General features: G+C 33.6%; 9 protein-coding genes and 3 pseudogenes. 2 read left to right on the top strand and 10 right to left on the bottom strand.

Translation table 11 applies throughout. The annotated features are described in order from the left end of the window. Positions 1-128: 128 nt before the first annotated feature. Positions 129-1406 (top strand): ISL3 family transposase, encoded by a 1278-nt coding sequence (locus VSF34_RS01760; RefSeq protein WP_326716709.1) that lies wholly within the window; start codon positions 129-131, stop codon positions 1404-1406. A 47-nt stretch (positions 1407-1453) separates the two neighbouring features. On the opposite strand, the gene VSF34_RS01755 is transcribed toward VSF34_RS01760, so the two are convergent. After that, the gene (locus VSF34_RS01755; protein ID WP_326717399.1) at positions 1454-1807 is read right to left on the bottom strand and encodes a 6TM ABC transporter family protein; all 354 of its coding nucleotides are present in this window, start codon (positions 1805-1807) and stop codon (positions 1454-1456) included. A gap of 16 nt (positions 1808-1823) precedes the next feature. Beyond that, complete coding sequence (locus tag VSF34_RS01750) at positions 1824-3551, bottom strand: ABC transporter ATP-binding protein (RefSeq protein WP_326717398.1); 1728 nt, start codon at positions 3549-3551, stop codon at positions 1824-1826. A gap of 116 nt (positions 3552-3667) precedes the next feature. Between VSF34_RS01750 and VSF34_RS01745 the strand changes: the two genes are divergently transcribed. Then, a complete protein-coding gene (locus VSF34_RS01745; RefSeq protein WP_326717397.1) occupies positions 3668-4498 on the top strand; it encodes a helix-turn-helix transcriptional regulator in 831 nt (276 codons plus the stop codon). Between the two features lie 33 nt (positions 4499-4531). Here the strand turns inward: VSF34_RS01745 and VSF34_RS01740 are convergent, their stop codons facing one another. From VSF34_RS01740 to VSF34_RS01700, 8 genes and pseudogenes are all read right to left on the bottom strand, one after another. After that, entirely contained in the window at positions 4532-5485 is a 954-nt protein-coding gene (locus tag VSF34_RS01740; protein ID WP_326717396.1) for a DHH family phosphoesterase, read from the bottom strand. Between the two features lie 12 nt (positions 5486-5497). Beyond that, the gene (locus tag VSF34_RS01735) at positions 5498-6820 is read right to left on the bottom strand and encodes a DRTGG domain-containing protein (protein ID WP_441351072.1); all 1323 of its coding nucleotides are present in this window, start codon (positions 6818-6820) and stop codon (positions 5498-5500) included. Positions 6821-6946: 126 nt separating this feature from the next. Next, a complete protein-coding gene (locus VSF34_RS01730) occupies positions 6947-8371 on the bottom strand; it encodes an MFS transporter (protein ID WP_326717395.1) in 1425 nt (474 codons plus the stop codon). Positions 8372-8447: 76 nt separating this feature from the next. Then, positions 8448-10121 (bottom strand): ribonuclease J, encoded by a 1674-nt coding sequence (locus VSF34_RS01725; RefSeq protein ID WP_326717394.1) that lies wholly within the window; start codon positions 10119-10121, stop codon positions 8448-8450. Positions 10122-10348: 227 nt separating this feature from the next. Then, positions 10349-10840, bottom strand: coding sequence for an ECF transporter S component (locus VSF34_RS01720; RefSeq protein WP_326717393.1), 492 nt, complete (start codon positions 10838-10840; stop codon positions 10349-10351). 137 nt (positions 10841-10977) lie between these two features. Beyond that, positions 10978-12016, bottom strand: a pseudogene (locus tag VSF34_RS09935) (IS30 family transposase). Between the two features lie 153 nt (positions 12017-12169). Next, positions 12170-12847: pseudogene (locus VSF34_RS01705) on the bottom strand (ABC transporter ATP-binding protein); the annotation flags it as partial. Positions 12848-12922: 75 nt separating this feature from the next. After that, positions 12923-14052: pseudogene (locus VSF34_RS01700) on the bottom strand (IS3 family transposase). Between the last annotated feature and the right edge of the window lie 25 nt (positions 14053-14077).

Below are 14077 nucleotides of genomic sequence, written 5' to 3'. Positions count from 1 at the left end.
GGTCTATAATAAATCGTGTTGATGGATAGTTTCCATTAATACGATTTTTTGTTTTTAAATACAAAAAGGAACATCCAAACATGATAAAATAAAGTCGACAAAAACCAAATTATTAGGAGGATGTTCCCATGGATAATCATACTAGAAAATTACTTAATTTAACAGACAAATCTATTATTTTTGAAAAAGATTGGTTAACTGAGGCTACTATTAGAGGTAGACGCTCAAATATAATAAGGGGAAGACTAACGTCTCCAGACAGAATATGCCCCTCTTGTCATCAGAATACGTGTGTTAAAAATGGTACTTATACTACTAAAACACAACTACCAGAGTTTAATAGGGTCACAACTTATTTAGAACTTAAAAGAGAACGATATCTATGTAAAGAATGTCATACAACATTCAGTGCTGATACTGCGTTAGTCGATGACTATTGTCATATATCGAAAACATTAAAGTATCAAATCGCCTTAGATTTGAAAGAAGATCGTTCAAGAAAAGAGATCGCTAGATTCCATCATGTTTCTGATAACACGGTACAACGTGTTTTATACGACTTTACCAACCACTGTCTAACCAACTTTCAACATCTACCAAAAGTACTATGTGTCGATGAATTTAAATCAACTAAGTCATGTCAATCTGGTATGAGCTTTATTTGTGCTGATGCTGAAAGTAAAAAGATTATTGATATTTTACCAGATAGACGTCTCTTCTCTCTTATTAAGTACTTCCTGAAATACTCCAGAAAAGAGCGGTTAAAAGTGAAGTTTCTCGTCATGGATATGAATGCCAACTACGGTGGCCTTCTTAAAACTGTATTTCCACATGCAGAGATTGTGACAGATAGATTCCATATCATTCAGCATATCAATCGTTCTTTTAATCAACTAAGAATAAAAGAAATGAATCAATTAAAACGTTATGATAATGAAGAAGCAAAACAATACCGGAGAATAAAAAAATATTGGAAACTATTTTTAAAAGACTCTAGTCAATTAAGTGCCACTACATATAGTAATTATCCTCTTTTCAATAAAAGTATGACACAAGTTGGTGTCATTGAAGAACTTCTTTCCTATAACTCAACTATAAAAATCGCATATGATTATATACAAGAGTTAAAATATGCTTATGAAACAAAGGATTCAGACTTATTTTTAGAATTAACTCATTCTATCTCTAATGAGCTTCCTAAGGAATTTAAAGCCAAATTCAAAACATTCCAAACCTTCAGGCAAGGTGTTACCAATGCTTTAAATTATTCTTATTCAAATGGTTTTTTAGAAGGAATTAACAACCGAATCAAAGCTATCAAACGAACAGCCTATGGTTACCGAAATTTCTTAACTTTTAAGCGACGGATTTTCCTTATTCAAGGTCAATCATTTCAATTTAATTAAAAAGAAGAAGGAGGAAAAATCCCCCTTCTTCTAATGCCCTTATTTTATCAATTTTTAAATATCAACACGATTTGACGAAGAGCCAAAATATCTTGACCAATTTTTGTCATATGCAGCGTTCTATACCTTAAACTCCAAGCAATAAACACCAGTGATATTGTATAAATAACCCCTGAGATGATCAGTTTATTAACATTAGCATCTGGAATAAACTGATCAATAGATAACTTCATCAAATACGGTCCAAGCATGGCAACAATATTTGTGATTACTATTAAACTTAAAATAGCCAACAGCCCTTTTTTATGAGGAGAAATGTAGACACCTAAGCGCTTAAAATGTCCCATATTAAAAGATTGAAGTAATTCTTCATCTGTTTGGTATGTATTTTTTTTAGCCATAATATCCCTCCTCTTTCTACTGGTGACCTACTTGTTTTTGGTACGTTTCATAGTATTGACCTTCTTTTGCTATTAATTCCTCATGAGTACCACGTTCAATAATTTTCCCATCATCTAATACTAAAATTAAGTCAGCGTCTTTGACTGAGCTAATTCTATGGGCAATAGTGAAGGTCGTGCTATCTTTGATAATATCTTTTAGTCCAGTTTGGATTTTATGTTCTGTTTCCATATCCACAGCTGACGTTGTGTCATCTAAAATCAAAATAGAAGGCTGCATCACTAAAGATCTAGCTAAAGAAATCCGCTGTTTTTGTCCACCAGAAAGCCCAACTCCACGCTCGCCAACTAATGTGTTATAACCATCTGGCATGCGTTCAATGAATTGATGAGCATCTGCAACTTGTGCTACTTGTTTCACATAATCTTGTTTGTAGTCACCTAAACCAAAACCAATATTTTCAATAATCGTATTTGAAAATAAGAATGGTTCTTGCATAACTATAGAGATATTTTCTCTTAATTGCCTCACTGACCAATCTTGAATTGGTTTACCACCCAAATAAATAACACCTTCTGTGGCATCATAAAATCTAGCAAGTAGGCTAACTAGTGTACTCTTCCCTGAACCTGTCTGACCTAATATCCCTACAACAGCTCCTTGCTTAACAGAAAATGAGATATCCTCTAAAATTAAGTTATCAGGATTATCTGGAAAGGCAAAACTAACATGATCAAACGTCACATCACCTTTAATTTTTTCGTGTGTATCTATTGCTGTTGATTCAATGTCTACTTTTTCATCTAATAGTTGGCGAATTTTAACACAACTTGCAAAAAATCGCTGAGTATCACTAACAATCCAACCACTATTACGTAATGGATTATTTAACATCCATAAATAATTACTAAAAGTTACTAAAGAGCCAATTGTCATGTTTCCTTGAATTGTAAAAATACCACCAAAAACTAAAGTTAATACAGATAAAAATCCAGATAAAAATTCTAAACCTGGTAAATATTTAGCAGAGACATCAACCGATTCCAAATTTTTATTCATATAAGCTTCATTGACATCATTAAACTTTTCTATTTCAAAATCCTCTCTAGCAAAAGCTTTAACAACCCTGTTACCACCAATATTCTCTTCTACTGTCGAATTTAATTTAGCAAAAGACTCTCTAATATCAAAAAATAAAGGATAGCTTTCCTTGGATAATTTTTTAGTTAATATATAAATAAATGGTGTCACAGCTAACATCATCAGTGTCAACCACACATCAATTTGAAACATCACAATAACAGCTAAAATAAACCACAAAACATTTTCTAAAAAACTAGGTGCTACCCATGACACAAAATGGCGAATAATATCCATATCCCCTGTCATTCTTGCTAATAAGTCTCCTACACGGTTATGGTTAAAGTAGTTAAAATCTAACTCGTGAATTTTTTGATATAAGTCATTTCTTAGATCATATAAAACGTTTTGGCCTACCTTTTCAAAAACATTTTGATAAATATAGCGCGTAATGATTCTAGCGATAGTTACAGCTATCATGATAAATAAATACCGCATTAGATGCTGGGTTGCGTCACCTTGAATCATTCGGTTAACCAATATACCAATAATAATAGGATTAATAATCTGTAAGGCTGAACTTAGAATTAAAAATATAAGAGCGATAACTTCTTTAAGCCAGTAAGGTTTCACATATTGGGCAATCCATTTTATTTGATTCATCTCTACTCCTCCTCTTTAAATTTATGACTATCTTACCACTCAAATAGAATAAAAACATGGCATATCCTATCCAATTCATGTAGTATATTAGACAAGATACCAAGGGAGTTGACTATATGTTAGATATTGGAACCACTAACTTTCAGCCTAATGTTTTATACGTGATTGACGGCTTTTTACAAGAAAATACTCACACAAAATATCACTATCATAAATTTTTAGAAATTAGCATTATTTTACAAGGTTCTACAACTTATAGCTTAGATAATACTCTCCATCACCTTGACACAGGAGACGTTATCTTTATTAATCCAGATATGATGCACAATGAAATACAAAATACAGATCACAGTCATCACTTACATATAGGCATTGACCATTTACAATTTACTGGCTACACCCCAAATACCTTCCCCTTAACTGATCCTATTATTCATTTAAGTGAGCACCCGGAATTCCAAAAAATTATCTTTGATATTTTAAAGGAAAAAGAAGAACAACAACCCTATCAAGAGCTAGCGTTCCAACAATTAGTCATGAAGTTATGGGTTTATTTATTACGTCAAATCACTCAACATAAATTATCTATCACCCCAGTGAGACCTATGATTTCTTCTAAAAAAGACATGGCAACATCCATTAAGTATTATTTAGAAACTCACCATTCAGAGGAAATCAGCTTAGATAGTCTCTCAAATTCTATGTACGTCAGCCCAACTTATATTTCAAAACTGTTTAAAGAAGAAACTGGGGAGAGTCCGATTAATTATCTGATTAGCGTTAGAATGAAAAGGGCTAAAGAATTATTAAGCCAACAACAATTAACGATCAAAGAAGTTTCTGAGGCTGTTGGTTATCAAGATGCTTACCATTTTAGTAAATTATTCAAAAAATACACAGGGATCTCACCTAGAGAATATAGTAAACAAAAAGAACTGAAATCATAATTTGATTTCAGTTCTTTTTGTTTACTATATGTTTTAAAAAATAGCTGCTTCTGTAGCAACTGTTATTAATTCTTGAAAAATAACCTCTATCTCTTCTTTATCTACTGCTTTAGCTCCACTTGCAAGAGGGTGCCCACCACCATGGTGACGCTTAGCAATCCCATTAATCACTGGGCCTTTAGAGCGTAAGCGAACTCGGTAACCTCCTAAAGGTTGCTCCACAAAAATACCCCAACTAATAATACCGTGAATTCTACCAGGAAGAGGAACTAGGGCATGTGTGTCACTGTCTTCAATATCATACTCCTGCATCAACTCGTTTGATAAAATAATCATCGCTGCACCACTATCATCAATAATTAAATTATCATAAACATAACCTGTTAAACGGGCAATTTTCTCATCTACCTCATCCATAAAACGACTTAACTTAGCAGCGTCAAAATCATATCGTCTTAATTTACTAGCTACTTCTAGAGTATGTGCTGTTGTGGCAGGATATAAAAACCTACCTGTATCTCCTACAATTCCCGCATAAAGTAGCCTGGCTGCTTCACTTGGCATCACTAACTCCTCTGAATTAGCTTCGTAAAGATCATAAATCATCTCACTAGTACTACTAGCTGATGGTTCAACCCATGAAATATCCCCGTACGGCTCATCGTCTGGATGATGATCTATTTTAATTAGTTTTTCTCCTAAAGAATATTGTTCCCCGCTAATTCTAGGAGCGTTGGCTGTATCTGTTACAATCACTAGCGCACCTTGATACATCTCATTTGTCACATTATCCATAGTATTAAGGTAACTTAAATCCCCAACCTCACCACCAACAGTATACACTTTTTTATCAGGATAAGTCCTGCGTATAATGTCAGCCAGTCCTCCTTGAGAGCCTAGTGCATCTGGATCTGGACTTTGATGTCTATGAATCATAATCGTTTGGTACTCTTTAATCACATCTATTATTTCTTGTTTAATTGGCATTATTTTTCCCCCCTATACTGGATCCATTAATTGAGTCACTACTATCGCTTTTGATGCCATCATATTATCTTTGGTAACACACACATCCAGTTTTGCTGAACGTCTTCCTACTTCAATAATTTGAGCATCTATCTCAATTTCACTATCCATTTGAATTAATTGAAAATAATACAAACTAATTTGCTCAATCACTGAATGATAATTATGTTTAGCTAAAATAGTTTGTCTAACAACATGAGAAATAATTTGGTTTAACACACCAAAAGATAGTGTCCCTAAATTATTAACCATTTGAGGTGATACTATAAAAGTAAACACAGGTTCTTCTTGTCCACTACGTTCTTTTTTTACAATCTGATTAGCAATTTGATCTGTTAATTTATGCGGCATTTGTGGTTGTTCCTGAGAGGATTGCATAGACTTCATCACATCTCGCCTTGAGATAATACCAATTAAATTTAAACTATCTTCAACCACTGGAACAATCTCTAAACCATCCCAAATCATCTGATGTCCAACACTTGCCACACTCATATGTGATTTGGCATAACGAGGTTCTTTGGTCATGACTGTTTCAATCGATTGTGAGTCTTGTTTTTTAGCAACATCTTTAGTAGTGACCATCCCTACTAAACGATGTGCTTTATTGACCACTGGAAATCTTGTGAAGTGAGTATTTTCAACCAACTGATGATAATCTGAAATAGTGTTTTTAGTAGTTAAATAATAAGTTCTAGATAAAGGTATTTGTAAATCTTCTACTAAAGTCATATCTTTTTTTATCATTTGATCACTAATCGCACGGTTAATCATCGTGGCAACTGTAAACGTGTCATAAGCTGTTCTTAAAATTGGTAACGCCAACTCATCAGCTAGTCCTTTAACACTATCTGACACATCAAATCCACCTGTCAATAACACTGCTGCTCCTTGCATCAAAGCAAGACGTTGGACCCCTTCTCTATCTCCTACAATCATTAAAGCACCGGGCGTAATATAGCGCTCCATACTTTTTTCTGTCATAGCCCCAATCACAAAACGATCTAAAATTTTATCCAAGCCTGTATGACCGGCTAAAACGTCCCCATCTATAATTTTAACTAGCTCATTAAAAGATAACCGCTCCAATTGATCTGTAGCTTTTTTTTCAATCCGAATCGTGCCGACACGTTCAATCGTTGAAACTAATCCGATTGCTTCTGCTTCCTTAATCGCTCTATATGCTGTCCCTTCGCTGACATCTAAGTTCTTTGCAATACCTCGAACAGAAATCTTTTCTCCTACTGGTAATAGTTCAATATGTTCAAGTATTTGCTCATGTTTTGTCATACTCATCTGCATCACCTAAATACTTTCTCTTTTATCTAATATTTAGTCTATCATCTATATGTTATTCTAGCATTCCATCGTATAAAAAACACCTTTAATTACTCCTTAGATTAACTGTGTCGTGATGGGTTATTAGCTATTAGTCCCTTTTTTAGATTTTTTTAATCTAAAAATAGTCAACAGCGTTGCAAATAAACAAATACAGACAGCCATTATATAAGTAACATGCATCCCATAAATGAAAACATCTGGTCTATCTGCTACATAACCTGTCACTTTTTCACTCATTTTATAACTCATAGATTGATATAAAACTGTTGTGGATAAAGTCACCCCTACTATCATACCAAAGTTTCTAGCTAAAGCATTCATACTCCCTGCCACACCTAAATCTTTTTTCTCAACACTCGACATAATAATTGTATTATTTGGCGCTCCAAACATAGCATTTCCAATACCTACTAAGACCATAATCATTCCAAATAGCCATAGAGTAGTTTGTTGGTTTAGTAATAAATAACTCATTTGAGCAATAGTAATAGTAATCAACCCTAAGAGAGTTACAATGTGTGGCCCTTTTTTATCTGTAAAGTAGCCACTAATAGGAGCTCCTATCACCATAATGACAGGATATATCATCATTAAAAGACCAGTCATACTTGGGTTTAATCCCCTTACTTCTTGTAAATAAAAAGGTGTCACGACATTTGAAAAGAAGTTAGTAACAAAAATAAGCATAGCTGTTATTAAACTAATAGTGAACAGTTGATTATGGAATAACTCAAATTGTACTAAAGGTACCTCTTGACGTTTTTCATAATAATAGAAACTTATAATCGACACAACAGATAATACTAACATCAACCAGACAACTATTGAATTAAAACCAATCTCTTGTCCAATGAAAATCCCACCAAAAAACAAACAGATAAACAAACCAAACAACAAGAAGCCTCCCACATCAATTTTTTGATGAGTTTTAATTTCTGACTTAGGTAATAGATACCATCCAAATAAAATCGTCACAATTCCCACTGGTACATTTATCCAAAAAATATAGGACCAACTAAAATGAGCTAAAATAATTCCACCTAAACCAGGTCCTGCAATGGCTCCTAAAGACACAAAAGATCCCATTAAACCTAAGGCTCTACCTCTTTCTTCAAAAGGAAAAATTTCTGTAATAATACCATTATTAGTTGCCATAGTCATACTAGCACCAATCGCTTGAATAACTCTAGCGACTAAAAGAAGTGGTAAACTACCAGGTATTCCACATAAAAATGATCCAAAAACAAATACTAACGTTCCAATTTTAAAGATTTTTATTTTACCAATACTATCTCCAACTTTACCAAAAAATAGTAAAAATACACAAATTTCCATCAAATAAACAGATACAACCCACTCTGCCTGATTCATATTCACACCTAAATCATCAGAGATAATTGGTAAGGCAATATTCACAATACTACCATCTAAGGTAGACATAAAGGTGAATAACCCTACAGCAACTAATATCCACCAACGATGTTTATGACCTACTACTTTTCCCATGACTTACACTCCCTCCTATCAACTATTCATTAACACAACAAATAACCGTTAAGTATGGACTTAACGGTTATTTGTACTATTTCCTCTTTTGACTTGATTCCATAATAACTGGCAAGATTACCGGTCTACGTTTTGTTTGATCATATAAATAACGACTTAATTGATCTCTTATTTCTTGTTTTAAAACGCCCCAATCAAAATCTTGCTTTTCTAAATTAAGTAGGACAACTTCCTCCACAATCACAGCACTTTCATTCATCAAATTATTACTTGATTTCATATAAACAAAACCACGTGAGGTGATTCTAGCTGGAGAGATAATTTTTTTCTCACGTCGATTAATCGTAATTGCCACAATAAAAATCCCATCTTCTGAAAGAATTTTACGATCTCTTAACACAATATTTCCAACATCTCCCACACCTAAACCATCAATTAAAACATTTTCAACTTCAGTTGTTCCTGTCATTCTCAAACGACCATTTTCAAACTCTAAAATATCGCCTCTATCAGTAATAAAGATATTTTTATAATCAATTCCCACTTCATTAGCAAGTTCTGCATGTTTTGCTAAAACATAATACTCTCCTTGAACAGGAATAAAGTATTTTGGTTTCATTAAGTTAAGCATTAGTTTCAAATCATTTTGATTGGCATGCCCTGAGACATGTAGACGATCTGTGATGGTTTGAACGACACCACCAGCACGGTATACCATATCTTCAGTTTTAGCCAATGTTGTTTCTATGGCACTAGTTTTACTTGTTGTAATATACACGAGATCACCTTCTTCAATTCGAATAAAACGGTGACGTTTACTAGCCATTTTTTGTAAGGTATGAAGTGGCTCACCCATGCGTCCTGTCTCTAGTATAATTAAATCTTGTTTATTTTTTGATTTCATTTGTTTTTCAGTAATAATTAACTCATCACTTGGTAAGGTTAATTTCCCTAATTTAATCGCTGTATCAACAATTTTTTCTACGTCTTTACCTGTTAGCACAACAACACGATCACACTTATAAGCCGCATCAAAAATTTGTTGGATTCGTTGTAGATTACTAGCTACACCAGCCACAATGATTCTACCATCCCAATCTCTAAACGTATCATAGATATCATCGAAAACTTTATTTTCTGAAGCAGCTAGAGCACTACTCTCAGCATTGGTTGAATCACTTAAAAGAGCTAACACACCTTGTTTTCCAATTTCTGCTAGTCTGGCAAAGTCTGTGTGATACATTGGACTAGCACTTTGGTCAAAAGTAAAGTCTCCAGTATAAACAATATTACCCTCATCAGAACTGACGACAATTCCCATTGAATCAGGAACAGTATGCGTTGTTCTAAAAAAGCTTACTTCTGCTTTAGAAAACTCAATAATTGTTTTTTCATTAATAATATGAAAATCATTAAAATCACGAGTTTTAGGATAATCTTTGACATAAATTTTAGCTAATTCAATGGTCAACTCTGATCCAAATACTGGCACTGGTATTTCTTCTAAAAAGTAAGGTAGTGCACCAATTGCATCAGCATGTCCATGTGTTAAAAAAACACCAGCAATCTTATCTTTTCGCTCGATTAAATATGAAAAATCAGGAATAACCATGTCAATACCAAGTTGTTCATCTTCTGGATATTTCAGTCCACAGTCTAAAACAAAGATCTCTTCTTCAACTTCTGTTACATAAATACTTTTTCCATTTTCTCTAACCCCACCTAATGGGACAATTTTCACTTCACTCACTTATTTTCCACCTCATCATATCATTTAAAAAATGATTTCTTTCTTTTTAATTTACTCCATTATGTTTCACTAACTAGGTTATTGCATAAAAAAATAATGATAACTTATTCTATTTAATTTACCTCATTACTTTTTATCTGGTGCAAACAACCAGCAATAGATTTTCCACGGATTATGTTAAATCTATTCTATCATAAAAAGAAAGAAATATCTGAGATTAAATGTTTTTATGGTTTAACTAGCGAGCGTTTTTCTAAAATACCTACGACCATCAATGATGCAAAAGTTCCAAATATAACTTGAATAATATTTCCAGGAATAGATGCTAAACTTGCTCCGTATCCGTAGAGTAAGGCTCCAGCAAAAAAGTACCCAACTACCATAATAAGTGATGCTAGACTTAACCAAAACAAGCGAACTTTGTAAGATTTACCTACTGTCCATTTCCCTGCAATATAACCTTGTGCACCGTGGATTAATACTGAAAATATAATCCACTGAGGATAACCTAGTAACATATCGAGCATACCACCACTAATGGCACCAACTAAAAGACCTGCTACCCCACCATAAAGCATTGCAGCTGTGTAAATACCCACTTCTAGAAAGTTTACATACCCTTTTGTCATTGGAACAGGGATTGTAAAAAACATTGCCAAAACAACTGTTAAAGCTGTTAGCATAGATAACACTGTTAATTTCTCTCTAACTATTTTCATGTCAGCCTCCTTTGATTTTTATCTTTTCATAAATTGTTGTTCTCAGTATAAAGGAATCGCTATCTAAATTGCAACATTAAGTTAGCCACTCTGGTAAAAATATCTAAATATCAGTGTTATTTTATTGAACCCCTTACTTACCAACATGTTTTGATCTTTAGATTTTGAATGTCTTCTAAAAATAATGTTGCTGGTTGTCTATAGTCTAAAATTTTACGCGGCAAAAGATTAACTTTTTCAGTAGCCAGTTGTATGAACTGCTTTGAGTAGTGACAGATAGGCGTTCCTTTCGGAACAAATTGCCGTAATAAACCATTATGTCTTTCGTTTGTTCCTCGTTCCCAAGATGAATAAGGGTGAGCAAAGTAGATATCAGTCATTTGTTGCAGAGTATCATCAAGTGAGCTAAATTCACTGCCATTATCAGCAGTAATCGATTGAAATATGCTACTAAATCGGGCTCTTCCAAACTCATATTTTAACTGTTTAATAGCGTAACTAACAGACTCTTCAGTATGATCATCTAGAACAACAGTAATCATGTAGCGAGTTTTTCTTTCAACAAGTGTAAGTAGAGCATTATCATCTTTAGATTTTGAACCAATGACCAAACTCTTGTCTAGAATCAATTTTGCTAGGTCGTTCATCAATTGATTTTCCAAGAGCTTTTTTATGCTGACGACTTCTTTTCTTTTTAGGTGATAGTCTAACTTTCATCTTGAGATGATGATTTCTGACTGGTAAAAAACCTTTATCAATATAGTTATAAAGTGTCTTAGTAGAAACAATAGGTTTATCCCAAGTCCCTAAAGACTTGATAAAGCCAACAATTGCATCTGGTGACCAATTAAAGTCTATCATTTGTTTACAAGCATAATTAATAAAATCAACAGCACTAACTAGCTTAGATTTCGAACCACAGCGTTTCCTGTTTTCTATGTATTTAGCTTGCCCCGTATCAGCAAAATAGAGTTGTTTAGGTTTCTTATTTTCTTTGATTTGCGTGGTCGTTCCTCGTTTAAGCTCATTACTTATTGTTTGATGGTGTCGGTCTAATCGTCTACCAATTTCTCTATTAGAGTCTCCCATATTATGCCAAACTTCAATAAGCTGCCTTTCCTTTAAGGAAAGATGTTTATAACTAGATGTCTTTGTGTTATTCTTAATTTTCACCATGATAAAAATTCCTTTCGTTGTTGGGTAGTTACTTCAATGATACACGAATTTTTACCATGGTGTTTTTTTATTATTTTAGAGTGGCTAACTTGATTTTACAACTAAGCAAAGGAATCGCTAACAGATGAAAATAGAAACTTTATTTTTTCAATCTCATCTAAACTGAGCATCGTATAACTGCTTATAAGCTCCGTTTAATGCCATCAGCTCATCATGACTTCCTATTTCAACAATTCCTGTTGTATCTACTACTACAATTCTTGTAGCATCTTTAATTGTAGCAAGTCTATGAGCAATAATTAAAGTTGTTCTCCCTTTTGATAAAGAGGCTAGTGAGTCTTGAATCACTGTTTCTGTTTCTGTATCAAGAGCACTTGTTGCCTCATCTAATATTAAAATCGGCGGGTTTTTTAAAAACATTCTAGCAATGGCAACACGTTGTTTTTGTCCACCAGATAATTTAATTCCTCGCTCACCAATGAGCGTATCAAGCCCTTCTGGTAATTCTTCAATAACTTGTTCCAAATGAGCTAACTTAATAGCCTCAGCTACCTCATGATCACTAGCACTTAACTTACCATATAAAATATTATCCTTAATTGTTCCAGGAAATAAAAAAACATCTTGCTGAACTAAGCCAATTTGCTCTCTTAAGGATGTTAAACTTAAATCTTGAATATTATACCCATCGATTAAGATCTCACCTGAGTTGATGTCATAAAACCTTGGCAACAAGTGACATAATGTCGTTTTACCAGCACCACTTGGCCCAACAAAAGCCACTGTTTCCCCTTTTTTAATAGTTAATGACAACTCATTAAAAACTTGTGTCCCTGAATTGGCAACACTTTTCTGTACAAAAATTATAAGGTCTTTATTTTATTTAGATAGTTATTCTATGTTCTGCTAAATAACCTGTTTCAACTCCCAATCTAAACGGTAATTAATCGGGGATTGATAGCCAAGCTTGCCATGTTTTCTAAACTTGTTCCACCAATTGACATAATCCATTAACTCATATTGTAGTTCAAACAATGAGTCAAAAGATTGTTGGTAAATAAACTCAATTTTAAAAGCTCGATAGGTTGCTTCTGCCACAGCGTTGTCATAGGGGCAGCCAGGACGTGATAAAGACCGTTTTATCTGAAACACATCCAATAATTCATCAATACTTTGGTTATCAAATTCTTTTCCTCGGTCTGTATGAAAAATTTCAACATCATCTAATGGCTGTTCAATCGTTCCGATTGCCTGTAGCACAAGGTCCACAGATTTGTTAGGACCACTAGAATGCCCAACTATTTCTCGATTGAACAAATCGAGAATAAAGCAGACATAATGCCACTTTTTGCCTACTTTAACATAGGTTAAATCTGTCACTAAAGCTTCCATAGGTTGCATTTTATCAAATTGACGTGATAAAACATTATCGATTTTCTGTTCATTTTTAGTCGTTGCTTGAGGTTTAAATTTCAGTGTTGTGTAGCTTGAAATGAAATTAAACTTATTCATGATTCGTCGTATCCTTCTTCTTGAAACAATTAATCCTTGATCGTTTAAATCATCTTTAATTCTTCTTGCTCCGTAGGAGTTACGGCTATCTGTAAATGACTCAATGACTGCTTTTTCAACAATAGCTTCTGATTTTTTTCTTTTGACTTCATAATAATAAGCCCCACGAGAAATTTCTAATTTTCGACACATCGCTGATACACTATACTTCTTTTTGTTTTCCCTAACAACTTCTACTTTCGTCCGAATATCAGCGCCGCTTGCTTTAAAATATCATTCTCCATCATCAGTTCTTTATTTAGTTTTCGTCATTCACGCAACTCTTTTTCTTCTGGTGTCAAATTATCTTTCTCTTTGAATGATCCTGACTGATTATATTGTTTTACCCATTTATCAAAGGTTGATGGTGTCAGGTCATATTCTCTTAAAATATCTTTTCTAGGTTTTCCTGATTTATGCAGTTCCACCATTTGTTTCTTAAATGATTCTTTGAAGGTCCGTCTTGGTTTTCTGTTAGTTGTCATGAAATAAGCTCCTACTTTGTTTTTT

It is taken from the genome of Vagococcus jeotgali, assembly GCF_035918315.1.
Lineage (GTDB): Bacteria > Bacillota > Bacilli > Lactobacillales > Vagococcaceae > Vagococcus > Vagococcus jeotgali.
Note: the sequence above shows the minus strand (reverse complement) of the source record. Positions and strands in the feature narration are given on the sequence as shown.

Excerpts from the sequence above, each read along its gene's own strand:
- VSF34_RS01760 (WP_326716709.1), top strand. The coding sequence starts at position 129 with ATGGATAATCATACTAGAAAATTACTTAATTTAACAGACAAATCTATT.
- VSF34_RS01755 (WP_326717399.1), bottom strand. The coding sequence starts at position 1,807 with ATGGCTAAAAAAAATACATACCAAACAGATGAAGAATTACTTCAATCT.
- VSF34_RS01750 (WP_326717398.1), bottom strand. The coding sequence starts at position 3,551 with ATGAATCAAATAAAATGGATTGCCCAATATGTGAAACCTTACTGGCTT.
- VSF34_RS01745 (WP_326717397.1), top strand. The coding sequence starts at position 3,668 with ATGTTAGATATTGGAACCACTAACTTTCAGCCTAATGTTTTATACGTG.
- VSF34_RS01740 (WP_326717396.1), bottom strand. The coding sequence starts at position 5,485 with ATGCCAATTAAACAAGAAATAATAGATGTGATTAAAGAGTACCAAACG.
- VSF34_RS01735 (WP_441351072.1), bottom strand. The coding sequence starts at position 6,820 with ATGAGTATGACAAAACATGAGCAAATACTTGAACATATTGAACTATTA.
- VSF34_RS01730 (WP_326717395.1), bottom strand. The coding sequence starts at position 8,371 with ATGGGAAAAGTAGTAGGTCATAAACATCGTTGGTGGATATTAGTTGCT.
- VSF34_RS01720 (WP_326717393.1), bottom strand. The coding sequence starts at position 10,840 with ATGAAAATAGTTAGAGAGAAATTAACAGTGTTATCTATGCTAACAGCT.